The sequence below is a fragment of the Dysgonomonas mossii genome (genome assembly GCF_004569505.1).
Classification (GTDB): domain Bacteria; phylum Bacteroidota; class Bacteroidia; order Bacteroidales; family Dysgonomonadaceae; genus Dysgonomonas.
On sequence record NZ_SPPK01000001.1, the window covers coordinates 658,102 to 682,048 of the forward strand.

21 protein-coding genes and 2 pseudogenes are annotated in these 23,947 nt (G+C 37.5%); 14 read left to right on the forward strand and 9 right to left on the reverse strand.

Annotated elements, in window-relative coordinates:
* Positions 1–17: 17 nt before the first annotated feature.
* The 7 genes from E4T88_RS02960 to E4T88_RS02990 form a co-directional block, all read right to left on the reverse strand.
* Positions 18–1,184 (reverse strand): esterase, encoded by a 1,167-nt coding sequence (locus tag E4T88_RS02960; protein WP_185146720.1) that lies wholly within the window; start codon positions 1,182–1,184, stop codon positions 18–20.
* A 5-nt stretch (positions 1,185–1,189) separates the two neighbouring features.
* Positions 1,190–2,248 carry an AI-2E family transporter gene (locus E4T88_RS02965; protein ID WP_135103981.1) on the reverse strand — a complete coding sequence of 353 codons (1,059 nt, stop codon included), beginning with the start codon at positions 2,246–2,248 and terminating at the stop codon, positions 1,190–1,192.
* Between the two features lie 112 nt (positions 2,249–2,360).
* Complete coding sequence (locus E4T88_RS02970) at positions 2,361–3,062, reverse strand: porin family protein (RefSeq protein WP_135103982.1); 702 nt, start codon at positions 3,060–3,062, stop codon at positions 2,361–2,363.
* A 5-nt stretch (positions 3,063–3,067) separates the two neighbouring features.
* On the reverse strand, positions 3,068–3,946 hold the full coding sequence (locus E4T88_RS02975; protein WP_135103983.1) for a TolB family protein: 879 nt from the start codon (positions 3,944–3,946) through the stop codon (positions 3,068–3,070).
* Positions 3,947–3,953: 7 nt separating this feature from the next.
* Positions 3,954–4,871 (reverse strand): TolB family protein, encoded by a 918-nt coding sequence (locus E4T88_RS02980; RefSeq protein WP_135103984.1) that lies wholly within the window; start codon positions 4,869–4,871, stop codon positions 3,954–3,956.
* A gap of 6 nt (positions 4,872–4,877) precedes the next feature.
* Complete coding sequence (locus tag E4T88_RS02985; RefSeq protein ID WP_135103985.1) at positions 4,878–5,528, reverse strand: outer membrane beta-barrel protein; 651 nt, start codon at positions 5,526–5,528, stop codon at positions 4,878–4,880.
* 113 nt (positions 5,529–5,641) lie between these two features.
* Positions 5,642–6,364: an MBL fold metallo-hydrolase gene (locus E4T88_RS02990; RefSeq protein WP_135103986.1), complete on the reverse strand. Its 723-nt coding sequence runs from the start codon at positions 6,362–6,364 to the stop codon at positions 5,642–5,644.
* Positions 6,365–6,658: 294 nt separating this feature from the next.
* On the opposite strand from E4T88_RS02990, the pseudogene E4T88_RS02995 reads away from it, so the two are divergent.
* The 3 genes and pseudogenes from E4T88_RS02995 to E4T88_RS03005 form a co-directional block, all read left to right on the forward strand.
* Positions 6,659–7,849 (forward strand): annotated as a pseudogene (locus E4T88_RS02995) (DUF418 domain-containing protein).
* A gap of 286 nt (positions 7,850–8,135) precedes the next feature.
* The gene (locus tag E4T88_RS03000; RefSeq protein ID WP_135103987.1) at positions 8,136–9,554 is read left to right on the forward strand and encodes a Gfo/Idh/MocA family oxidoreductase; all 1,419 of its coding nucleotides are present in this window, start codon (positions 8,136–8,138) and stop codon (positions 9,552–9,554) included.
* Positions 9,555–9,656: 102 nt separating this feature from the next.
* Positions 9,657–10,295: pseudogene (locus E4T88_RS03005) on the forward strand (3-keto-disaccharide hydrolase); the annotation flags it as partial.
* Between the two features lie 176 nt (positions 10,296–10,471).
* On the opposite strand, the gene E4T88_RS03010 reads toward E4T88_RS03005, so the two are convergent.
* The gene (locus E4T88_RS03010; RefSeq protein ID WP_135103989.1) at positions 10,472–11,923 is read right to left on the reverse strand and encodes an amino acid permease; all 1,452 of its coding nucleotides are present in this window, start codon (positions 11,921–11,923) and stop codon (positions 10,472–10,474) included.
* 161 nt (positions 11,924–12,084) lie between these two features.
* Positions 12,085–13,536, reverse strand: coding sequence for an amino acid permease (locus E4T88_RS03015; protein ID WP_135103990.1), 1,452 nt, complete (start codon positions 13,534–13,536; stop codon positions 12,085–12,087).
* A gap of 223 nt (positions 13,537–13,759) precedes the next feature.
* Here E4T88_RS03015 and E4T88_RS03020 point away from each other — a divergent pair, with 223 nt between their 5' ends.
* The 11 genes from E4T88_RS03020 to E4T88_RS03070 all read left to right on the forward strand — a co-directional run bounded on the left by E4T88_RS03020 (position 13,760) and on the right by E4T88_RS03070 (position 23,870).
* A complete protein-coding gene (locus E4T88_RS03020; RefSeq protein ID WP_135103991.1) occupies positions 13,760–14,308 on the forward strand; it encodes a hypothetical protein in 549 nt (182 codons plus the stop codon).
* 4 nt (positions 14,309–14,312) lie between these two features.
* Positions 14,313–15,098 carry a pyrroline-5-carboxylate reductase gene (gene proC / locus E4T88_RS03025; RefSeq protein ID WP_135103992.1) on the forward strand — a complete coding sequence of 262 codons (786 nt, stop codon included), beginning with the start codon at positions 14,313–14,315 and terminating at the stop codon, positions 15,096–15,098.
* A gap of 306 nt (positions 15,099–15,404) precedes the next feature.
* Complete coding sequence (gene recJ / locus E4T88_RS03030) at positions 15,405–17,132, forward strand: single-stranded-DNA-specific exonuclease RecJ (RefSeq protein WP_135103993.1); 1,728 nt, start codon at positions 15,405–15,407, stop codon at positions 17,130–17,132.
* An 18-nt stretch (positions 17,133–17,150) separates the two neighbouring features.
* Positions 17,151–17,948, forward strand: a complete 798-nt coding sequence (locus tag E4T88_RS03035) for an MBL fold metallo-hydrolase (protein ID WP_135103994.1) — start codon at positions 17,151–17,153, stop codon at positions 17,946–17,948.
* Positions 17,949–18,035: 87 nt separating this feature from the next.
* On the forward strand, positions 18,036–19,940 hold the full coding sequence (locus tag E4T88_RS03040; protein ID WP_135103995.1) for a RecQ family ATP-dependent DNA helicase: 1,905 nt from the start codon (positions 18,036–18,038) through the stop codon (positions 19,938–19,940).
* Positions 19,941–20,017: 77 nt separating this feature from the next.
* Positions 20,018–20,485 (forward strand): magnetosome magnetite crystal formation protein family, encoded by a 468-nt coding sequence (locus tag E4T88_RS03045; RefSeq protein ID WP_135103996.1) that lies wholly within the window; start codon positions 20,018–20,020, stop codon positions 20,483–20,485.
* 5 nt (positions 20,486–20,490) lie between these two features.
* Positions 20,491–21,207, forward strand: a complete 717-nt coding sequence (hisA, locus tag E4T88_RS03050; RefSeq protein WP_135103997.1) for a 1-(5-phosphoribosyl)-5-[(5-phosphoribosylamino)methylideneamino]imidazole-4-carboxamide isomerase — start codon at positions 20,491–20,493, stop codon at positions 21,205–21,207.
* A 14-nt stretch (positions 21,208–21,221) separates the two neighbouring features.
* Positions 21,222–21,974 (forward strand): imidazole glycerol phosphate synthase subunit HisF, encoded by a 753-nt coding sequence (gene hisF, locus E4T88_RS03055; protein ID WP_135103998.1) that lies wholly within the window; start codon positions 21,222–21,224, stop codon positions 21,972–21,974.
* The gene (gene hisIE / locus E4T88_RS03060) at positions 21,971–22,567 is read left to right on the forward strand and encodes a bifunctional phosphoribosyl-AMP cyclohydrolase/phosphoribosyl-ATP diphosphatase HisIE (RefSeq protein WP_135103999.1); all 597 of its coding nucleotides are present in this window, start codon (positions 21,971–21,973) and stop codon (positions 22,565–22,567) included. Before hisF ends, hisIE begins: the two co-directional genes overlap by 4 nt.
* A 61-nt stretch (positions 22,568–22,628) precedes the next feature.
* Positions 22,629–23,324, forward strand: coding sequence for a cell division ATP-binding protein FtsE (locus E4T88_RS03065; RefSeq protein ID WP_135104000.1), 696 nt, complete (start codon positions 22,629–22,631; stop codon positions 23,322–23,324).
* A gap of 18 nt (positions 23,325–23,342) precedes the next feature.
* Positions 23,343–23,870 carry a GNAT family N-acetyltransferase gene (locus E4T88_RS03070; RefSeq protein ID WP_135104001.1) on the forward strand — a complete coding sequence of 176 codons (528 nt, stop codon included), beginning with the start codon at positions 23,343–23,345 and terminating at the stop codon, positions 23,868–23,870.
* The last annotated feature ends 77 nt before the right edge of the window (positions 23,871–23,947 follow it).

The following is a 23,947-nucleotide window of genomic DNA, read 5'->3' on the forward strand; positions in this document are numbered from 1 at the left end:
CTTATATTATATTTTAATTACTTAAATAGTAATGGCAAAAATTCTGATAAGTATACACGCCAGTTGCTCCAAGTGTGTCCACCCTCAGATTCTACATAAGTGTATTTAGCACCCATATTATCAAGCTTGGCTCTGAATGCTTCTACATCTTTATATAAAAAGTCTGTCTTTCCTATTCCTATCCAATAAAGTTTATAGCCATTATTTATTTGTCCTGATAGTGTTCCATCAATATCTTCATAAACTTTTGAATTCTTATTTGGCGGATTTATCGCAGGAGAAAACAAACCAATGTAGTCGAATGTATTCGGATAATATCGTGAGATATGCAGCGAATGGTATCCTCCCATAGATAAACCGGCTATAGCACGTTCCGAACGGTCTGTGTAGACCCGGTAATTGCTTTCTATGAATTTTATTATATCCGGAAATGTTTCTTCCATCTTTCCATCCATGGTTTGAGGTAACTGGAATATAGGTTTGTAAAACCCTAAGCTCGATTCTCCGGGAGCAGCCTCTTGAGATACATTTCCGTTCGACATCACGATAAGCATCGGTTTAGCTTTGCCTTGAGCAATAAGATTATCTACGATCTGTGAAGTTCGCCCCAGAGCCATCCATGCTTCTTCATCTCCACCCATTCCATGTAGTAGATATAAAACAGGGTATTTATCTTTACCTGTTTCATATCCCGGAGGAGTATAGATTGTAATGCGGCGTGTTTTATTATTTCCGGGAGAGTCGTACCAACGACGAGTAACCGAACCATGAGGTACGTTTTGCACTTTATACAGATCTCCGTTGCCGTTACCTACTATAAATATATTAGATACAGTAGCTACATCTCTGTTGAGATATACATTATTAGGGTCTTTTGTTTCTACTCCGTTTACAAAGAATGAATAGCTATAAAGATCAGAAGGTAAAGCTTCTGTCGTGTAAGACCAAAGCCCTTTTGCGTCTTTAGTAAGGCTTACCATTCCCGGCTTCCAATTATCTCGAGGAATCCAATCTCCGGTTATTTCTACCGTGTTTGCATTCGGAGCATATAGACGGAATGTAACAGTATTATTACTGTGTACTTCCGGGGATGTAATCTCCGAACCCTCACCCAATGCCTGTTGTGCATGGATATATACCATTGATATGATTAAAGTAATGGTAAATAAAAAAGTTCTTTTCATGTTTATTAATTTAGGTTTTCATCATCTTTATAGTCGTCAATAGTCATTGCTGTGTCTTTTTCATCTAAATACTCTCTCTTGAATATATCAATGCAAAGGATAAATACGGAAAGCAATAAAGGACCGAATATTACACCCCAAAAACCAAATAATGTAAGACCGATTATAACTCCGAATACAGTTATTAATGGATGCGTATCGGCCATTTTCTTTTGCAATATAAAACGGATCAGATTGTCGGAGTTGGATATTACGATCAGAGCATATATAGCTAAGCCAATGGCATTAAACCAATCGCCGGTTAGTGCTAAATAGACAGCCAACGGGAACCATATCAGCGATGTACCGATTAATGGTATAATTGTGGCAAAACATGTAAGGAATCCGAAAAGAATAGGGCTGGGCGCATCAAATATAATGTATCCGATTGTAGCAACAAAACCTTGTATTATAGCTAATAGAGGTATTCCGATAGCATTTGATGTTACCATCATTTTTACAGAATGTATAACGCTCTTTTTATTATCATCATCGAAAGGAAGGAGTGAGAAAAGATATTTCTCCATTCGTTCACCACCGATTAGCATAAAATAAAGCACAAAGACAAGTACCAGAGAATTGATGATAAAACTGCTGACGCTATCTAGTAATATCTGGCCTATTTTAGGTAAATAAGATGCTGCACTTATCAAATTTTCTGAACTGAGTACATTGTACCCTGTCTTTTGTTGAATTAACTCATTGAAATGTTGTATTCCTGATATGTAAGACGACGGGTCAAGATTTATATTGTTCAATTCCCCGACTAATAACCATACTGCCACAGAAATGGGGATAAGAAAACATAATATGGCCTCGATAACAATAAGAATAGCAGACAAAGCCCGTCCCAAATTCTTTTTCTGCGTAAGGTATCTCATTTGCCCTCTTACCATAACATAGATGGTAGAAGCTCCCAGTACCCCACTCATAAACGGTGCAAGTTCTCGGAACAGGACAACGGCTATGAAAAGAATAAGTATTATAAGAGAATACTTCCAGTACTGAGCTTTAATGTTTTCCATCTGTTCTGGTGTAATTATTAATCTACAAATCTATAAAATAATTATACAGCATTGAATCTTATAAATCAAAAAATATTTTTAATCAAATCCTAGTCTTGTATTATTTCTGAATTCAAAATATCCGATAACCTAAAGTTAAAAACAAAGCACTGTTATATGACGAAGAATTGCCTCTGGAGTAATTGACCAAACCATGTTCGTAACCAAAGTTCAGTAATATACGTTTACATTCTACTCCTGCAGATCCGGCTAAGCCCATGTCGAAGCGTTTCAGTGTTTCGCTTGAAAAAGTGTCATATTCAAACTCTGAATATTCGGTATAAGTACCATTCGATAATTCACGATCCCCCGGTAGAGCCATTTTTATAGCTTCTTTTGCTTTATATTTTCCACCAATACCGTAGGCAAGATATGGTCCAAAAGTAAAATTGAGGCGTACCACCCTTGACACATTAAGTCTGTAGCCCGCTTTAATGGGTAAGACAAGATATGAAGCTCTCACCTTTTCTTCCGCCATATAAAAATCAGGAGAATAGCCATCTCCGTTAATATCTCCGACTGCCATTGAATTCGAATTTGCTCCTTTCATAGCAAAATCCAATCCTGTTTGCAAAAATAAATTATTAGGGAGATTCATTTCCAGGCCTACCCCTCCTCGAAATCCATATTTGGAATCGGTGGAACTACCCTTTACCCGCATATCGGAAAGACTTCCTCCTGCATTGATAGTAAAAGACAATGGAGAGCTTTGAGCTGCAATATAATTCCCTGTAGAAAGTAGTATTACAAGTAATAAAAGTTTAATAGATTTCATATTAGTTATTTAGAGTTAAGTTCTGTCTTGTATCTTACATAAGCAAACTGTTTACTGTCTGGCGACCAAGAATTGACATTGAATGTTCCTTGGCCTCCAAAAAGTTTTATTAATGTCTGAGGTTTGCCTCCTGTAGCCGGCATTATGCGAATCTCTACATTTTTGTAGCGTAGATGCTCATGAGGTTCAAGATCCCCTTTTTTGTATGCTATATAAACTACATGTTTGCCATCGGGTGAGATATGAGGAAACCATGAGTTGCTATCTTCATCAAAAGTCATTTGAGTCTGTTCCGAACCGTCAGTTTTCATTCTCCATAGTTGCATCAATCCGGTACGGACTGAGTTGAACCAGATGTATTTACCATCAGGTGAGTATTCCGGCCCGTCATTCAAGCCTTCCGAGAAAGTAAGACGAGTCTCATTCGTTCCATCTATATTTATAGTATATACATCCATTTCTCCTTCTCGGTTTGCGCAATACGTCAGTGATTTTCCATCAGGACTCCACCCGTGCAGATAACTCGGAGCTGATGGCGTCACTTGTCTGGGTGTACCACCTTCGGCGGGGAGTATAAAAATAGTAGGTCTCCCTTGAGGCAATGAGCGATGACTTACTGCAAGCCACTTGCCATCGGGAGAAACTAGATGGTCGTTATTACATTGGTTTGCAAAGCCGGTATCTATTAATTGCGGTTCGCCTCCCGATGCAGATAGTTTATATATTAATCCCTCACTGTTATATATGAGCCATTTTCCATCAGACGTCCAGTCGGGAGCTTCTATGAGATAAGGAAATTCTTTTATTAATATACTTTTGTTTGTAGTGATATCGAATATTTCGAGTATACTGGTTACTTTCTCCGGTTCGGGATTATAATTCATTTTATTATTAATTGTTTAGACGATAACTTACGAAGGCAATATATTTACTATCGGGTGACCATGAATTAACATTTATAGTACCCTGCCCTCCAAATAGTTTTGCCAATGTTTTAGCTTCTCCTCCATTAGTCGGCATAATGCGTAATTCGACATTCTTATTAGGCAAGTGTTCATCGGGCTTTAGATCATCTTTGTAATATGTAATAAATACAACAAGCTCACCATTGGGTGATATATGTGGAAACCAAGAGTTACGTGTTTCGTCAAATGTCATTTGAGTTTGCTCCGTTCCGTCAGCTTTCATTCGCCATATCTGCATTAGGCCTGTGCGCACCGAATTGAACCAAATATAATTTCCATTGGGCGAGTATTCCGGACCATCATCCAAACCGTCCGAATGTGTGAGTCGCTTTTCTACACCACCTTTAGCCGGAATAGAATAAATATCATAATTGCCTTTTCTCTCTGCACAATAAGTTAGGTATAGGCCATCAGGACTCCAGCCATGTAGGTAACTTGGTGCTAATGGGGTTATGAGTTGAGGATCTCCACCGCCAATGGGTAATGTATAGATGCGTGACAGCCCATCTTCTTTTGTGCCGTGGCTGATTGCTATTTGTTTTCCGTCGAAAGACAATACATGGTCGTTGTTGCAATTGGTTGCAAAACCTGTATATATTTCTTGTGGCTCGGTAGGAGTGGCAGGGGAGAGCTTCCAAAGTTTACCTCCACTGTTATAAATAAGCCATTGTCCGTCATAAGTCCAGTTTGGCGCTTCTATCAGATAAGGGAATTCTTTTACTGTGGTTCGCTCACCTGTTTCGATATTCAGTATTTCAAGAATACTGGTTATTTTATTCTGTTGTGCTTGTATAGATAACAAACAAAACGACAGAAAAATCAGCAGGGAGGCATTTCGTAGCATGGCTTGTCATTGTTTTATAATGTAATTAAATCCTATTCCAATTTGTATAGGTGTAGAGTTTTTGAATTTAATAGCTTCCGGTTTAATTTTAGAGAAATCGAAAGTATTATAGCCTAACCAACAGTTAATAGCCCATCTTTCTGTTACAGGAAATTGATAGCCAGCCCTAATCTCGTACTGAAGTCTGTATTTGTGAGCAGATCCCTCCATGTTGGTTATTTTGTCCAGATTGAGATTCATTCGGGTATACGATAGCCTATTCTCAAGATACAGATACTGAGCTCGATCTCTCTTTTCGTCATAACCTATCGGGAAATATAATTTGGGGGCAATATAGGGTGCCCAATATGTGCCTCTGTATATGTCTTTGAAATCTCCGTTGGTTTCACCTATTCCTCCTTGTCCTATATTAGGATCTGTGTAACCTACCTTTTGATTGAATCCACCAAAACGAAATCCGGCTTCTACTCCGAAGAAAAAGATAAAATCATACTCGTACCCTATGCTACCACCAACAGCCGTGGGGTTGTTCTTCTCACTATTGAAATAATGCATTCCCCAAGACATATCTATCCCGGCATTAAGCTTATGACCCTCTTGCGCAGAAGTAAACAAGAATGTCACTAATAACGATAATAGAGATATTATATTTTTCATGATGTAACGGATTTACCTATTGTATCCAAATGTTTTGTACAGTAGCATTGTTATGTACAAATCTAATGAAAATAGAATAAATTACGTCATTAATTGAATATATTTTGTTGATGTCAAAATTCGAAGCTTTCCCCTGTGTGCTGCCACTTTATAAACTTACAACCTTTGCTTTCGGCATATTCAGCAAATGCGTTTGCCTTATCATAAGCTTCTCCAAAGTGCATTGGTGCAAAAAGGTTTGTTTGTATAGCATCTAAAAATTGTTCAGCACCTTTCATGTAATCTTTCCCCAACCTAGGATCTACAGGAAACATAGCTAAGTCGAGATGTTTAACTTTGTCGATTACTAAATTCAGTTCTTTCTGATAAAAGCCCTCCGCTTCATCTATCTCTTCTTTAGTAGACTCTTCATTCCAATGCCAGTTATTCAAATCACCTGCATGAAAGATGATTTTTCCTTCTACATTTATCAAGAAAGAAATACCTAAGTCGGTAGAGCCAAAGGCTTCAATAGAGAGTGTTTCGTCACTGTATGTATCCGATTTGTCAAGGTATATAGCATCCCTCTCTTTCGCTTTCCTGTATTTTAAGATGTCTTTCGAAAAGATATAAATAACATTCGGGTGTTCCCATTTCCATTTTAGTATTTCTTTGTTGAAGTGGTCGTGGTGTGAATGAGTACAGAGGACATATAGCTTTTCCTTTTTTTTCAGAAGTTCTTTGTAAACGATGCCTTCGCCGGATATATCAGACGAGTCTTTGTAATAATCTATAATGATGGTAAAATCATCACCTTCTATTGCATAACCGCTATGAAAAATATAAGTCAGTTTCATTTTTTTATTGATATTTTTTTTTCTTACTGAGTTGTTTATTATTAAACTCTAAACTCTAATCATTTGTTTTGGCAATACAATCTTCTCTGCATATTAGAAAGGTTATGAAGCACAACATCTAAAAGTTATCGATTTTAATAATGAGTATAAATTAGCAAATAATACTATGCTATAACAAATGTAGGGAAATAAAGATTGGAATTAAATATATTGTGCCTGTTAGGTTACATAAAAGGTTTATGTTAGATTTGCATCTCAAAATAGAAGAGTATCTTAACATTTAAATCTTAAAAAATGCCCGTATCTACTACTCTAATCAGTAATAATCGTATCGAGATCGCAGATGTATTGCGCGGTTTCGCTGTAATGGGAATTACCCTTATTCACTTTATTGAACGTTTTAGTCTCTATAGTTTTCCGGAGTAAACATCAAATTTTATGATGTTTACCGATAGAATAATTTGGGATAGTATATTTTTTACTTTTTCCGGTAAGGCTTATTGTATTTTTGCATTACTTTTTGGCTTCAGTTTTTTTATTCAAGACAATTCACAAAAAGAAAAAAGAAAAGATTTTCGTAGACGGTTTGCTTGGCGATTAGTATTACTGTTTTTTATAGCGTGTATCAATTCTGCTTTATTTCCGGGTGAAATATTAGTACTCTATGCTTTACTCGGTTATGTGCTGATAGCAGTTTGTCGTTTTTCTACTCGTACGGTAATGGCTATAGCTATTGTTCTTCTTCTGCAACCTTTTGAATGGGGACAAGTAATATATGCTCTCTTCAATCCCGAATATACCGGGATTAATGCTCAGTTAGACGCTCCATATTGGGAGATAGTCAATGTAGCTCAGAAAGAAGGCTCTTTCTTCGAAATGTGCAAAACAGCTATATGGACAGGTAATATTGCCAATATGGGGTGGATGTTATTACATGGGAGGGTTACACAAACTGCAGGACTATTTATGATTGGTATGTTAATAGGACGAGGAAGAATATTTCTTTATTCCGAGAAAAATATAAAATTATGGATTAAAGTATTTATTATAGCAGTCATAGCATTTTTTCCAATTTATGGCTTGATTGCTACTCTTCCTGAATTTGTAAGTCGGGATGCACTGCTTGTTCCTTCTATCCTTATACTTAAATCTCTTTCGAATCTTGCTTTCACGGGGATATTATTTGCTGGAGTAATACTTGTTTATTATTTGACAAAGTTTAAAAATGTTCTTCACCTATTAGCACCTTATGGACGCATGAGTTTGACAAATTACCTGTCGCAGTCTTTGATCGGTGGTTTTTTGTTTTACAATTGGGGATTAGGTCTTTATAAATACACAGGTATTACTGTATGTTTCTTGATGGGTATCGGAATATTCCTTATTCAGTTTTTCTTTTGTCATTGGTGGCTTCGTTCTCATCGTCATGGGCCATTGGAATGGCTGTGGAAAAAAGCAACTTGGATTAAAATAGCAAAAGAATAGCTTCTTTAAGATCTTTATTAATCAATGTTTAGATAACCCTTATTGTTAACTTTAATAAAATAATAGGGCGATATGTAGTTTGTGGCTGAATAAAGATTCTATGTTATAAAACATAAAAAATAAGGTTGTAAGCCTGTTTTTATATATCGTTTATTATTAGTTGTTTATGGGTATTTCGTGGCTGTGTGTTCGCACACACGTTTTGATTTTAATAAATATATGCCTTATTTTGTATAGCTCATATTTATATAACACTTGGTGACTATTAAAACTAAATATATAATACATGGTAACACGCAGAAATTTCTTAAAAACCGCTGCAATGACCTCTGCCGGTATCGCTGTAGGTACGATGAACCCATTGAATGCGGCAAGCTATAGCAGAGTAGCGGGAGCAAATCGCAAGGTGAATATTGCTTATATAGGTATAGGTAATAGAGGCGAACAGATAATCGATGACTTTGAAAAAACGGGCTTGGTGAATGTCGTTGCTCTATGTGATGTAGATATGGGCGCGAAGCATACCCAAAAAGTGATGGGCAAATATCCTAAAGCAAAGCAGTTTAAAGACTTTAGGGTGATGTTCGACAAAATAGCAAACGAGTTTGAAGCTGTTGCTATCGCTACACCGGATCATTCACATTTTCCGATCACAATGTTGGCTATGGCTAACGGTAAGCATGTGTATGTCGAGAAACCAATGGCTCGTACTTTCTATGAGGCTGAATTGATGATGAAAGCCGCCCGTAAGTATCCGAATGTGGTTACTCAGGTCGGAAATCAAGGGCACTCTGAAGCTAATTACTTTCAATTCAAAGCTTGGCAAGAAGCAGGTATAATAAAGGATGTAACTTCTGTAGTAGCTCATATGAATAATCCCCGCAGATGGCATACATGGGATACCAATATTTATAAGCTGCCTGAGGCGCAACCTATTCCGTCGACACTAGACTGGATGACTTGGAATTGTGCTGTTCCGTACCATGACTATAACGAAAAATATCATTATGGAGAATGGCGTTGCTGGTACGATTTTGGTATGGGAGCTTTAGGAGATTGGGGTGCTCATATTTTAGATACTGTACATGAATTTCTGGATTTAGGACTACCTTATGAAATCAATCCGGTGAAATTGACCGGACACAATGATTATTTTTTCCCAACATCTTCGACTATTCAGTTTAAATTTGGTCCAAGAGGTGAAATGCCGGCTTGTGATATAACATGGTACGATGGTGTGGATAACCTTCCTCCAATCCCTGAAGGATATGGAGAGTCAGCTCTCGACCCTAATATTCCTGCCTCGGGAGCAGGTGAAATAAAGAAAACGTCTCTAAATCCGGGAAAGATTATTTATAGTAAAGATTTGATTTTCAAAGGAGCTTCACATGGCACTACACTTTCTATCATACCAGAAAGCAAGGCTAGGGATATGGCTTCTAAATTGCCGGAAGTACCGAAGAGCCCTTCAAATCATTTCGCAAACTTCTTACTAGCATGTACAGGAGTAGAAAAGACTCGTTCTCCGTTTGAAATTCATGGACCATTAAGTCAGGTTTTCTCTTTAGGAGTAATGGCTCAACGCTTGAATACGAAATTTTATTTCGACAGTAGAACAAAACAAATAACAAATAATGCGTTTGCCAACGCAATGCTGACCGGAATTCCTCCGCGCAAAGATTGGGAACAATATTATAAAATATAAAATCAGATATCATACATGAAGAAATATATATTAGCGGTTGCTATCAGTTTATTTACGATGTCTCTGTTTGCTCAAGATAATGTATTGACCGAACAGGAAACAAGAGATGGATGGAAATTATTGTGGGATGGTAAAACAACAGAAGGATGGAAAGGAGCTCGAATTACTACTTTCCCTTCTAAGGGTTGGGTAATAGATAATGGTATTTTGAAAGTACTGAAAAGCGGTGGCGGCGAATCAACGAATGGCGGAGATATCGTAACTACCCGTAAGTATAAGAATTTTATACTGAAAGTAGATTTTAAAATTACAGAAGGAGCAAACAGTGGAATAAAATATTTTGTGAACCCTGATTTAAATAAAGGAGAGGGTTCTGCAATTGGCTGTGAGTTCCAGATACTTGATGATGAAAAGCACCCGGATGCAAAATTGGGCGTAAAAGGGAATAGAACTTTAGGATCGTTATATGATCTGATTCCTGCATCGGCAGATAAACCTTTTATCAAGAATGGTTTTAACACTGCTACTGTTGTAGTTATTGATAATAAAGTTCAACATTGGTTGAATGGCGTCAAAATTGTTGAGTATGAGCGTAACAATCAGATGTGGAATGCATTGGTTGCTTACAGTAAATACGCAAACTGGCCTAACTTTGGAAATGCAGCGGAAGGCAATATTTTACTACAGGATCATGGAGATGAAGTGTGGTTTAAAAATGTAAAAATTAAGGAGCTGAAGTAATAAACCTACTAATTATAAAGATTAAAGAGGTTGTGCCGAAAATATTTTTTATCACCAGTCAAGTTTGAATGAAGTGAAACATCTCGTATCTCAATAGCCGAGATTCTCCATTACACTAAAAATGACAAGACGGATAATGATAAAAGTATTTTACTTTTGGTACAACCTCTTTTGTATTATTTCTTATTGAGTTTACTATGCTTAATTCCGTAGGTGAAGTAAATAACAAAACCTATAACCATCCATACTATCAACCTAAGCCAAGTATCCAAAGGCAAGGCAAGCATCTGCGACAGACATATTAAAACGCCTAATATAGGAACAAGAGGAACAAGAGGTGTTTTGAATGGACGCTCTACATCCGGACGCATTTTGCGTAGAATTATTATTGATATACATACCAGCGTGAAAGCCATTAAAGTTCCGATAGACACAAGCTCCCCGAGTACATTTATCGGTAGAAGCCCTGCTATAAGACCAACAGCAATACAGGTTACAATCGTTGAATTGTGAGGTGTGCTATACTTAGGATGTACTTTCGAAAAGAATTTAGGAAGTAAGCCATCTCTGGATATAGTATAGAATATACGTGATTGGGCAAGCATCATAACCAAAACAACAGAGCTTAGTCCTGCTATAGCACCTATTTTGATTGGCATACGCAGCCATACAAGACCTTCTCCCGCATTGTCTATAGCCAGAGCGATGGGAGCAGGGACGCTCAATTCTTTGTAATTTACTATCCCTGTTAATACAACTGTAACGGCAATGTATAAGATAGTACATATAAGTAACGATAGCAGTATTCCTTTGGGCATATCTTTTTGGGGATTCTTGGCTTCTTGCGCAGTCGTTGATACAGCATCAAATCCGATGTAAGCAAAGAAGATAACTCCTGCACCACGAAATATTCCGCTCCAACCATAATGGCCAAATTCTCCTGTATTTTGAGGAATGTAAGGTGTCCAGTTGGCAGTGTCTATAAATGATAGCCCAAAACCTATAAATAATAGTATAACAACAACTTTAACGACAACTACGATGTTGTTTAACGTAGCAGACTGACTTATTCCCCGAATCAACAGTACAGACATAACTGCCACAACAAACATAGCCGGGAAGTTTATAATGCTACCGGTTGTGACCCAACCTCCGGCGGAGGTGTGATCGAATGGAGCTAGGCGCATATTCATTGGTATATGTAATCCGAAATCGTCGAGAAAACTCACAAAATATCCCGACCACCCAACAGCTACAGTTCCGGCCGTGAACAGATACTCGAGTATTAGATCCCAGCCTATAAACCAGGCAAAGAATTCTCCTAATGTAGAATAACTGTAAGAATAGGCGCTTCCTGCTACGGGAATCATGGATGCAAATTCGGCGTAGCAAAGACCGGCCATTGCGCATCCTAATGCAGAAATGATGAAAGAAATTGTCAGAGCAGGACCAGCATAATTTGCAGCGGCAGTTCCTGTAAGAACGAATATTCCGGTACCTATGATCGCTCCTATGCCTAAGGCGATTAAATGCCTGACCGATAAGGTCCTTTTTAACCCACCCTTTTCTTGGAGGGAATCTTTGAGAATGGATGCAATATTCTTCTTGCGGAGTAGTTGTTCTTTCATTAAGTTGTTATATTTTATGCGTGTTGACAAAAATAATAACTTTTTGAAATATTTTGTGTTAGTTGTGTGTCAAAATGATTGTAAATATTGAAATTAAATTTCTTAAAGGTGTGTATTGGTTCTGAGAGGATTGTACGAACTTACTCCTTCTGCACAATGCCTTACTTATTATTCAGTTTACTATGCTTAATGCCATAAGTGAAATATATAATGAATCCTAGAATAGTCCAGCCAATCATTCTTTCCCATGTGCTCCAAGGTAGAGATACCATTTGTACGATACATATAGCAGCACCTAAGAGTGGTACAAATGGTACAAGTGGTGTTTTGAATGGACGCTTTAGGTCTGGCTGAGTTTTACGTAGTATAACAATTGATATACAAACTATAGTGAATGCCATTAACGTACCGATTGATACCAATTCGCTGAGTACATGCAATGGAAATAGACCCGCTATTAACCCTGTTACAATACTGGCGAATATGGTTGCATTATGAGGAACGCCATGTTTAGGACTTACTTTAGAGAAGATACTTGGTAATAAACCATCTTTTGAAATAGCATAATATATTCGCGATTGTCCTAACATCATAACTAAGATTACGGAACTAAGTCCGGCAATAGCTCCAAGCTTGATAAAGGGGCTCAGCCATGCTAAACCTTCACCTGCACGGTCGATTGCTAATGCGATGGGTGCATCTACGTTGAGGTCTTTGTAATTTACTATTCCTGTCAATACTGTTGTTACACCAATATAAAGAACAGCACAGATAAGTAATGATATGAGGATACCTTTTGGCATATCTTTTTGAGGATTACGGGCCTCTCCCGCAGCAGTAGACAGGGCATCGAAACCTAAATATGCATAAAAAACAACAGCAGCCCCACGAAGGATTCCTGTCCATCCGAAGTTTCCATACCCTCCTGTATTTTCAGGGATATATGGCACCCAGTTGCTTGTGTCGATATATGATAAACCAAAACCTATGAATAATAGAATAACACCGACTTTTATAACAACAATGACATTATTGACAAGAGCTGATTGCTTTATGCCTCCTATAAGAAATGCGGAAACTATGGCTACGATAAATACAGCAGGAAAATTGATAATTTTCCCTGTCCACACCCAGCTTCCGTCTTTCAGGTGATCGAAAGTGGCTCCTGCTATTTGCTCGGGAAAATGTATTCCCCATTCATTTAATAAGCTGAGCATGTAACCAGACCATCCCACAGCAACGCTGGAGCATGCAAAAAGATATTCAAGAACTAAAATCCAACCTACAAACCAAGCTAATACTTCGCCCATTGTAGTATAGCTGTAGGAATACACTCCTCCTGATACCGGTATCATTGCGGCAAACTCAGCATAGCATAAACCAGCCATAACACATCCCAGTGCTGATATAACAAAAGAAATAGTTAAAGCCGGGCCCGCATACATTGAAGCTGCCTGACCGGTAATAACAAAAATACCTGTGCCTACAATGGCTCCAATTCCTAAGGTTATAAGGTTGGTCGCAGTCAGACTTCTTCTAAGCCCTTCTTTGTTTTCTGAAGGCTCTGCAAGTATAACCGAAATGTCTTTTTTCTTGAATAATCTATCGAGCATAATTTAGAATTTGTGCAAAAGTAAGGAAAATGAAATAATTATCTTGTTATTGGAGGTGTTTTAGATAAAAAAGAAATATTTTTTGATAATTTTACGTTTTACTGATATCAATCAGGCATTAAAATACAGAATGCAAAAAATAGTAAATGGTGATAAAGAAATAATATAACGAGTAAAGCATTAACTGTTTTTTATTACCACAAAAGAAGCTTAACAGGTAAGAATGGCTATATTAGATGACTTTTTAGACCGTATAGAATTATTGAACGATGATTTTATGTGGTACAATTATAAAAACAGTCCGGCAACAATAGAGCAAATTGAAGATTATGAAAGATCGTATGGAATAAGTTTTAACGAAGAAGTGAGGACGTTTTTACTCTCATTAGGTGCTGTAATACTCGAAGTAGAAGAGAAAATTTGGCCTAGACCTCAAGAATATGATGTAGTTCCGGCATGGGAATTTGGGTATGGAATGTTTATTTATGGATTATCCTCAGATAAAGATATGCTATCATGGCTTACTTACGATGAAAAATATAAGGAGACCGCAAGTTCAGGCAATGGGGATTATGGACAGATGTTTTATAAACGAAGTGGAAATCTTTATAGGGCATATATAAACAGTGAAGGGGCAATAACTGTTTTAGAAAATGGAATAAAAGAGGAAGGGATTATATTTGATGGTAATTTCTATGATTTCCTCATAAACGAGATAGATAAATTGGAAGAAGATTATAAAGACTATATAAAGAAACACTATAATAAATAAGTATATGAAAATATCGATTATAGGCGGAGGAAACATGGGCGGGGCTATTGCCCGAGGATTGTCTACCGGCTTACTTTTTAAAGCTCACGATATAACAGTCATTACGAAGACTTCGGTTTCGGCAACTCGGATGAAAGATTCGGGTTCAGGCTTAAATGTAGTCGCCAGTGAGTACGATTCATTAGATACAGCCGATATTGTAATTGTTGCAGTTAAACCATGGCTTATAGAGGAAGTATTGTTGCAAAACAAAGATAGATTGAAAAATCCAGCTCAGATATTGGTGTCTGTTGCTTCCGGTATTTCATTAGAGCAGTTAGCGAGTTGGTCGGTAGTCGGGAAAAGCATCTTTCGGGTGATGCCAAACACAGCGATTGCCGAAAAACAAAGTATGACTTTTGTCTCTACTCTGAATGCTCAAAAAGAAGATATAACACAGATTATAGAAATATTTAATGAATTAGGAAAAACAGAATTAATCGATGAAAAGCTACTACCTGCAGCAACATCCTTAGCATCGTGCGGTATAGCCTACGCGTTTCGTTATATTAGAGCGGCGATGGAAGGTGGTGTGGAGATGGGGTTGTACCCCAATCAGGCTAAAGAAATAGTGATGCAGACGTTGTTGGGTGCAGTGAAGCTGCTTGAGGCAAATGGCTCCCATCCCGAAGCCGAGATTGATAAGGTAACCACAGCCGGAGGTATAACGATCAAGGGTCTTAATGAAATGGAGCATGCAGGGTTTACGTCATCGGTTATCAAAGGATTGAAAGCAAGTAATGTAAAGTAATATATGCTCCGAATGATATAGAGTCTTACTCAAAATAGTAAGACTTTTTTTATACATATAAATCACTCGATAGCCTGATTGTATTTGTGTTTTACGCATAGATTATTCTATCATAATAAAAAATAAAAAGTAAAATCGGCGATACTGATTTCACTTATATATATTATCTTTACGAATTCGTACTAGGCTACTTTTCGATATAAATAGCCGTACTAAGAGATTGGTAAAAGGGCATATTGTTGTCATATTTAACAAAAAAATGCTAGCCTATCTCTCTTGAGACAGAAGAAAGAAAAACTATATATAATGATTTACAAATGGAATTACGAAGCCCTAACAACCCAGCAAAAAGAGCAGAGAGATGAGCTTGCTAAGAAATTAGGCATAAGCCCTGTTCTTTGCCAGCTCTTGATTCAGAGAGGGATATCTTCTGCCGAAGAGGCCCGTAAGTTCTTTCATCCTAGCTTGAGAGACTTGCATGACCCCTTCTTGTTGCCTGATATGGATAAGGCTATAAAGAGAATAGAAAAGGCACTGGGACAAAAACAACGTATACTTATATACGGAGATTACGATGTAGACGGAACAACTGCGGTTGCTCTTGTGTACAAGTTTCTTCGGAAGTTTACCACCAATCTGGATTATTATATTCCCGACCGTTACGATGAAGGTTATGGGATATCCGAACAAGGTATAGACTATGCAGAGGAAACAGGCGTTAAGTTGATCATTGCGCTCGACTGCGGCATAAAGGCAAATGAGAAGATAGACTATGCTAAAAGCAAGGGGATCGATTTCATCATCGGTGATCACCACATGCCCGATGATGTCTTGCCCGATGCGGTAGCGGTAATAGATGCCAAACGCTTAGACTCTACCTATCCTTACGAACATCTTTCGGGATGCGGAGTCGGCTTTAAGCTTGTGCAGGCATTGGCTCAGAGTAATAAAATCGATTTTTCAGAAATTACAGATTTGCTAGATCTGGTAGCTGTAAGTGTGGCATCCGATATTGTACCTATTACAGGAGAAAATAGGGTACTTACCTATTTTGGATTGAAACAGATAAACTCCAATCCCAGTTTAGGATTGAAAGGTATAATTGATATTTGTGGCTTAACATATAAGAACATTACAGTCAATGATATAATTTTCAAAATCGGACCACGTATCAATGCTTCGGGGCGTATGATGAAAGGAAAAGAGGCTGTAGATTTACTTTTGTCGAGCACGATCGAAGATGCTCGTGAGAAAAGTATGAATATAGACCATTATAATGATGATCGCCGCGAGCTCGATAAACGAATTACAGAAGAAGCAATACAGTTTATCGATGAAAATGTAGATATGAAAGAAAAGAAAAGTATCGTTATCTACAATGAAACATGGCACAAGGGTGTTATCGGGATTGTCGCTTCACGTTTGACTGAAAAATATTTACGGCCGGCAGTCGTTCTTACCCAGTCTCAGGGGTTAATTACCGGTTCTGCCCGTTCTGTAATGGGTTTTGACGTTTACAAGGCGATTGAAGCCTGCAAAGATATCTTGGAAAACTTTGGAGGACATACCTATGCTGCCGGATTATCATTGAAAGAAGAAAATTTAAAGGAATTCAAAAGCCGTTTCGAAGCCCTTTCTCTCGAAATGATTGCTCCCGAGATGATGCGTCCTCAGATACGTGTCGATGCTGAACTCTCGTTTAAGGAAATAAATCAGAAGTTTACTGAAGATTTAGCTGCTTTTGCTCCTTTTGGTCCTGAAAACCTGAATCCTATATTTGTTACGTGCAATGTTATGGATTACGGTACAAGCAAATTGGTGGGAAAAGATAATGTTCATCTCAAGCTTGAAATGATAGACGATACAATGTCGACACCTGTTAATGGAATTGCTTTCAGGCAACAGGATAGTTCAGATAAGGTTAAAAGCGGTAAGCCTTTCGATATATGTTATACATTGGAAGAAAATACGCATAATGGCAAGACTAATATTCAGCTTTATGTGAAAGATATTGATACCGGACAATTTTGCTAACTTCAAAATTATAAGCTTATGAGGAAATCATTATTATCAATATTCGTATTAACTGCAGTTTTATTCGTTTCTTGTGGTAATAAATCTACAGCAAATTCATCTGTAGCGCCAACCGATTCATTAAGTATGAATACTCAACCTGAATATATTAAAGCGGATGTGTATGAAACCAATGCTGGTCCTTTGAAAGTGACTCTGGTTGGTCATGCCTCACTTATGTTCGAGTTTGGAGGGAAAATAATACATGTAGATCCTTACTCAAAAGTCGCAGACTATTCGAAGTTGCCTAAGGCCGATCTTATACTGCTCACTCACGAGCACGGAGATCATCTCGATAGTGCTGCTGTTGCTGCCGTGAAAAAGGCAGATACACATTTTATTGTATCTAAAGTATGTAATGAAATCCTTAAATACGGTGATGTAATCAACAATGGTGATCATGCTCACTGGGCTAATCTTCATATAGATGCTGTGCCTGCATATAACATCGTCAATAAAAAGCCGGATGGAGAAGCCTATCATCCAAAAGGTAGAGGAAACGGATACATTATAGCATTCGGAGATAAAAGAGTATATGTAGCTGGGGATACCGAAAATATTCCTGAAATGGATAAGTTGAAAGGTACGATAGATATCGCTTTCTTACCCAAAAATCTTCCTTATACAATGAATGACGATATGTTTGTTGATGCTGCTAAAAAAGTACAGCCGAAAGTTCTTTACCCTTATCACATGTCAGAATTTGATCAGGAGAAAATAGGTAAGTACTTGGATGATACTAATATAAAATTAGAGATTCGTCCAATGAAAAACTAATATAGGATAAACTGAATTTAATGTGCCAATATGCCAATATTATAATCAAATTGGGATGTTGGCATATTTATTAATAGGTTTTTTAGAATGGATATATATCACAAAATATTAAAGCAATATTGGGGTTACGATGAGTTTCGTCCATTACAGGAAGATATTATCCATTCAGTTAGCCAAGGGAAAGATACATTGGGGCTTATGCCCACAGGAGGAGGGAAATCTCTAACTTTTCAGGTTCCGGCAATGGCTATGGAGGGCATTTGTATAGTTGTTACCCCTCTTATAGCATTGATGAAAGACCAGGTGGATAATCTTCGTGAAAGAGGAATTAAAGCCTTGGCTGTATATTCGGGAATGACTCGCCAAGAGATTATAACTACACTGGAGAATGCAGTATTTGGTGATTATAAGTTTCTGTATGTATCCCCTGAAAGACTTGCTACACAACTTTTCCTGAGTAAGCTTCAACATATGAATGTTTGCTTACTTGTAGTCGATGAATCGCATTGTATCTCTCAATGGGGGTATGATTTTCGTCCGTCTTATCTCCGGATAGTAGAAATACGTCAGCATATACCCGAAGTGCCTGTATTGGCTCTTACTGCGACTGCAACAGCTGATGTGATCGATGATATTCAAGAGCAGCTTCACTTTAAGGAAAAAAATGTATTCCGAAAAAGTTTCGAGCGCAAGAATTTGGCATATATCGTTCGTAGCACAGAGGGAAAACAAGAAGAGTTAGTTCGAATTCTCGAAAAAATAAGAGGGTCTAGCATTGTATATGTGCGTAGCAGGCAGCGGACGAAAGATATCTCTGATTTCTTAATTAAAAATGGTTTTTCATCCGATTTCTATCATGCAGGATTGAATGCTTCGGATAAAATACGCAAGCAAAATGCATGGAAGAATAATGAGATCAGAATAATAGTTTGTACAAATGCCTTTGGAATGGGAATCGATAAGCCTGATGTCCGCTTGGTAGTACATACCGATCTACCTAATTCTATCGAAGAATATTTTCAGGAAGCGGGACGTGGAGGGCGTGATGGAGAAAAGTCTTATGCAGTTATACTGTACGATAGAAATGACACTGCTAAACTCAAAAAGCGCATAAGAGATGAATTTCCTGAAAGAGAGTTTATCTTTCACGTGTATCAATCATTAGCTTATTTTTTTCAAATAGCTGAAGGTTATGGAATAGGCATGATTTACGATTTTAATATTCATCAGTTCTGTTCGGTGTATAAGTTACCGATATTACCTGTACATAATGCTTTGAAAATTCTTGATCTTGCCGGTTATATTGAATATACGGATGAAGTAGATAATCGCTCTAGGCTCATGTTTACTGTTTACCGAGATGATTTATACCATTATAATTTTGATAAGGAGTATGAGCAATTGGTAAACACAATATTGCGACTTTATACCGGACTTTTTACTAATTATGCAACTATAAATGAGGCTGAGATAGCTTTAAGGATGGATAAGTCGCGGAATGTAGTTTATGAGATGCTCAAAGTACTAGATAAAAGAAATATTATCGATTTTATACCTCATAAAAAAACTCCACTGATTGCTTATACCCAACCTCGTATAGATGTTAAGTATCTTAATATCCCCCGAATAGTGAACGAAGATCGTAGATTTCGCTTCGAGAAACGCATAGAGGCGATTAGTCATTATGCAGAACAAAATGAAATCTGTCGGAGTCGTATCTTACTTTCTTATTTTGGAGAAAAGAAAATAAATGATTGCGGACAGTGTGATATATGCTTGACAAAGAATGGTTCGGGGCTGAATAATAAGACGTTTAATGAAATATCTAAGTCTGTAAAGGAGTTGATAAAAAGCGATTTATTGTCTGTGGATCATGTTGTCGGTTCATTGTCGGAATATAATCAAAAAGACATCTTGGATACCATTCGCTTTTTAGTTGATCGTGGCGAATTGGAAATGATATCGGGTAAAGTACGTGTAATAAACGCCTAACACTTATCTTATAACTTACAACTTTATATTATCTTTACAGGATTATCGTTTTACTTTAAAAAAAACGTCATTTTGTTATGGATAAATATGAGGATTTGAGAATATTGGAAGATCTAAGATCGAAAGGAGCCATATCAGAAGAAGAATATCAAAGGGAAAAGGATAAAATCCTGAATTCCTCTTTTAGTGGCCAAACGAAAAATTCACTCGGTATGGAAGAAAACACATACTTGATGTTGATGCACCTTTCTCAGTTTGCCGGCTTCATTATTGCCGGCTTGGGTTTTGTTATCCCAATTGTGATGTGGTTGGTTAATGCAGATAAGAGTGAGGCTGTAAGCAGGCATGGCAAGAATATCGCCAACTTTATGTTGAGTATGCTTATCTATATAGTTATATCAATCATACTTTGTCTCGTCCTTATTGGTATACCTATGCTTATCGCTTTAGGAATAATTGAGATTGTGTTCATTATTATTGCTGCCTTAAAAGCCAATAATGGAGAGTATTGGAAATATCCTCTAAGCATACCGTTTTTTACCTGATATAAATGATAGAAATAATTCCGGCTATAGATCTCATTGATGGGAAGTGTGTACGCCTTTCGCAAGGAGACTATGAAGCCAAAAAAGTATATAATGAAGACCCCTTGGAGGTTGCCAAAATGTTTGAAGGTGCCGGTATTCGGCGCTTACATTTGGTAGACCTTGATGGAGCTAAGACAAAGCATATAGTCAATCAATCAGTATTGGAGAAAATCGCATCCAACACATCTCTTATCATTGATTTTGGAGGAGGTGTGCAAAGTGATGAGGATATTGAAATCGCTTTTAATTCGGGCGCATCGATGGTTACCGGAGGCAGCATTGCTGTCAGAAATCAGGAGCTTTTTACTTCTTGGATAACCAAATATGGAGCAGACAAGATTATCCTTGGTGCCGATTGTAAAGATCATAAGATTGCCGTATCGGGTTGGCAGGAAGCAACCTCAGTTGAGGTAATACCTTTTATCGGCGATTATAACCGAAAAGGCATCTCGAAAGTTGTTTGTACCGATATAAGCAAAGATGGTATGTTACAGGGGCCATCAATTGATTTGTATAAGGATATATTAAATGTTTTTCCGAATTTGTATCTCATTGCCAGTGGTGGTGTCAGTTGTTTTCAAGACATACTTGATTTAGAAAAATCGGGAGTGCCTGCCGTTATTTTAGGAAAGGCTATTTATGAGAATAGAGTAACACTAAAGGAACTGAGTAGGAGATAAAATAAAAAGAATAAATGTTAGCAAAAAGAATTATACCTTGTCTTGATGTAAAAGATGGGAAAACCGTAAAAGGGACGAACTTTGTAAATCTCAGAGAAGCCGGAGATCCGGTCGAATTGGGAGTACGTTATAGTGAGCAAGGAGCGGATGAATTGGTCTTTCTTGATATCACAGCGTCGCACGAAGAACGTAAAACTTTTATAGATCTAGTTAAGCGCATTGCTGCAAATATTAATATTCCTTTTACTATAGGTGGTGGTATTAATGAGCTTTCTGATGTAGACAGACTTTTGAATGCGGGAGCTGATAAGATATCAGTAAATTCTACGGCTATCAGAAATCCGAAGATAATAGAAGAGATAGCCAAGAATTTTGGTTCTCAGGTATGTGTGTGTGCGATAGATGCCAGCCTCAAAGATGGACTGTGGTCTTGCTATACGAGTGGTGGACGCAACAAGACTGATAAAGAACTCTTCTCGTGGGCAAAGGAAGTTGAAAATTTAGGCGCAGGAGAGATTCTATTTACTAGTATGGATCACGATGGGGTGAAGACAGGCTATGCGAATGAAGCTTTACGCATGTTATCCGAAACATTAAATATCCCCATCATCGCATCCGGAGGCGCAGGGAATATGCAACATTTTCGGGATGTCTTTGTGGAAGGTAAAGCCGATGCAGCACTTGCAGCGAGTGTTTTTCATTTTGGGGAGATTGCAATAAAAGATTTGAAAGAGTATTTGAAAAAAGAAAATATAAATGTAAGATGAAACTTGATTTCGATAAAGTGGGTGGACTTATCCCTGCAATTATACAAGATAATGTAACAAACAAAGTTCTAATGCTGGGTTACATGAACGAAGAGGCTCTGAATAAAACTCAGGAGACAGGAAAGGTTACATTCTTCAGCCGTACGAAACAACGTTTGTGGACAAAAGGAGAAGAGAGTGGAAACTTTCTTCATGTAATTAGTATAAAAGACGATTGCGATCATGATACGCTACTCATTAAGGTGAATCCTGTTGGCCCTGTGTGTCATACAGGTGCTGATACCTGCTTTGAGGAGGATAATAAAGAAGATATTCTTTTCTTTAAATATCTGCAGCATTTTATAGAGAAACGTTACAAAGAAATGCCCGAAGGCTCATATACAACATCTCTTTTTCAGTCAGGAATAAACCGTATGGCTCAGAAAGTGGGAGAGGAGGCATTAGAATCTGTAATAGAAGCATGTAATGGTACTGATGATCGCCTGATTTATGAATCTGCCGATATGCTTTATCATTTGATTGTTTTGCTAACATCAAAAGGTTTGAGTATTGAAGATTTAGCTAGAGAGCTTCAAAAGAGGCATAAGAAATAAAACACGTAGACTGTGAGCAAATAGTATCTGCTAATTGTTTAACTGTTGAAATAGAGTAATTATGGATACAGAAAAAGAAGTAATTGTAAAATACGAAGGAGTTGATCTCGAACGAGATGGCAACACAATATTAAGTGATATTAATCTGACTATCAGAGAAGGAGATTTTGTTTATCTGATTGGCAAAGTTGGTTCAGGGAAAAGTACTCTTCTCAAAAGTATGTATCATGAGATACCTTTAGTTAGAGGTACAGGAAAAGTCTTGGACTATGAGTTAGAAAATATCAAAAAGAAACAAATTCCTTACCTGAGAAGAAAGGTCGGTATTGTTTTTCAGGATTTTCAATTATTGATCGATCGCTCGGCAGAAAAGAATCTTGAATTTGTATTACGGGCTACCGGATGGAAAAACAAAGATTTAATAAGTCTACGGATTAATGAAGTACTGACTCAGGTTGGTATGCAAAATAAAGGCTATAAAATGCCCCATGAGCTTTCGGGTGGTGAACAGCAACGAATTGTTATTGCTCGAGCTCTACTCAACTCACCGGAGGTTATATTGGCTGATGAGCCAACCGGAAACTTAGATCCTGAGATGGGGGGGCAGATTGTTCAATTACTTCATACCATAGCAGGAAATGGTACGGCTGTAGTCATGTCGACGCATAATTATGCCGTTGTACAAAAATATCCCGGGCGCATCGTAAAATGCGAAGACGGTTACTTGAAAGAAGTAAAAACCAGCCAAGGGAATTAATAAAAATAACACAAGAAAATGGAGATTAAGGAATTAGATATATCAAATCATGCAGAGGTTTCGTTTATAGAAAATCTTTATATCGAATCTTTTCCTCTTAGCGAACGACGCCCTTTCGAGAAAATGCTGGATTTGCATAAAGGCAAGAGCCCATTTGTTATATCTGTTACGATAGAAGATGGTAAATTAGTTGGTTTTCTCACATATTGGGACTTAGATAAATTTATTTTTGCAGAACACTTTGCTATTTCACCCGACTTCCGAAATGGAGGTTACGGACGTAAAGTGATGGAGTTGTTTATGCAAGCCTCTAGGCCTATAATTCTTGAAGTAGAACTTCCTACGACTATATTATCCGAGCGCCGTGTTGGTTTCTATCAGCGTTTAGGATTCAGATTGTGGGAGAATGTACAATATCAACAACCGGCTTATCATAATGATGGGAATGCCATTCCGATGAAACTAATGTCTTACGGAGATATTGATATTGAGCGTAACTTGGTAGATATTCGCAGTAAAATATATAGTGTTGTGTATAACTGTTGAAATAAGTATAATTCTATATAAAAAGCAAAGGAGCTGTCTAATCAGACAGCTCCTTTGCTTTTTATCATTACATTTTT

Bases quoted from the DNA above. Each gene is read 5' to 3' on its own strand.
- E4T88_RS03020 (WP_135103991.1), top strand. From the start codon at position 13,760: ATGGCTATATTAGATGACTTTTTAGACCGTATAGAATTATTGAACGAT.
- hisIE (WP_135103999.1), top strand. From the start codon at position 21,971: ATGAAACTTGATTTCGATAAAGTGGGTGGACTTATCCCTGCAATTATA.
- E4T88_RS03010 (WP_135103989.1), bottom strand. From the start codon at position 11,923: ATGAAAGAACAACTACTCCGCAAGAAGAATATTGCATCCATTCTCAAA.
- E4T88_RS03035 (WP_135103994.1), top strand. From the start codon at position 17,151: ATGAGGAAATCATTATTATCAATATTCGTATTAACTGCAGTTTTATTC.
- hisF (WP_135103998.1), top strand. From the start codon at position 21,222: ATGTTAGCAAAAAGAATTATACCTTGTCTTGATGTAAAAGATGGGAAA.
- E4T88_RS02970 (WP_135103982.1), bottom strand. From the start codon at position 3,062: ATGAAATCTATTAAACTTTTATTACTTGTAATACTACTTTCTACAGGG.
- E4T88_RS02990 (WP_135103986.1), bottom strand. From the start codon at position 6,364: ATGAAACTGACTTATATTTTTCATAGCGGTTATGCAATAGAAGGTGAT.
- recJ (WP_135103993.1), top strand. From the start codon at position 15,405: ATGATTTACAAATGGAATTACGAAGCCCTAACAACCCAGCAAAAAGAG.
- E4T88_RS02965 (WP_135103981.1), bottom strand. From the start codon at position 2,248: ATGGAAAACATTAAAGCTCAGTACTGGAAGTATTCTCTTATAATACTT.
- proC (WP_135103992.1), top strand. From the start codon at position 14,313: ATGAAAATATCGATTATAGGCGGAGGAAACATGGGCGGGGCTATTGCC.
- E4T88_RS03070 (WP_135104001.1), top strand. From the start codon at position 23,343: ATGGAGATTAAGGAATTAGATATATCAAATCATGCAGAGGTTTCGTTT.
- hisA (WP_135103997.1), top strand. From the start codon at position 20,491: ATGATAGAAATAATTCCGGCTATAGATCTCATTGATGGGAAGTGTGTA.
- E4T88_RS02980 (WP_135103984.1), bottom strand. From the start codon at position 4,871: ATGCTACGAAATGCCTCCCTGCTGATTTTTCTGTCGTTTTGTTTGTTA.
- E4T88_RS02975 (WP_135103983.1), bottom strand. From the start codon at position 3,946: ATGAATTATAATCCCGAACCGGAGAAAGTAACCAGTATACTCGAAATA.
- E4T88_RS03065 (WP_135104000.1), top strand. From the start codon at position 22,629: ATGGATACAGAAAAAGAAGTAATTGTAAAATACGAAGGAGTTGATCTC.
- E4T88_RS03045 (WP_135103996.1), top strand. From the start codon at position 20,018: ATGGATAAATATGAGGATTTGAGAATATTGGAAGATCTAAGATCGAAA.
- E4T88_RS02985 (WP_135103985.1), bottom strand. From the start codon at position 5,528: ATGAAAAATATAATATCTCTATTATCGTTATTAGTGACATTCTTGTTT.
- E4T88_RS02960 (WP_185146720.1), bottom strand. From the start codon at position 1,184: ATGAAAAGAACTTTTTTATTTACCATTACTTTAATCATATCAATGGTA.
- E4T88_RS03040 (WP_135103995.1), top strand. From the start codon at position 18,036: ATGGATATATATCACAAAATATTAAAGCAATATTGGGGTTACGATGAG.
- E4T88_RS03015 (WP_135103990.1), bottom strand. From the start codon at position 13,536: ATGCTCGATAGATTATTCAAGAAAAAAGACATTTCGGTTATACTTGCA.
- E4T88_RS03000 (WP_135103987.1), top strand. From the start codon at position 8,136: ATGGTAACACGCAGAAATTTCTTAAAAACCGCTGCAATGACCTCTGCC.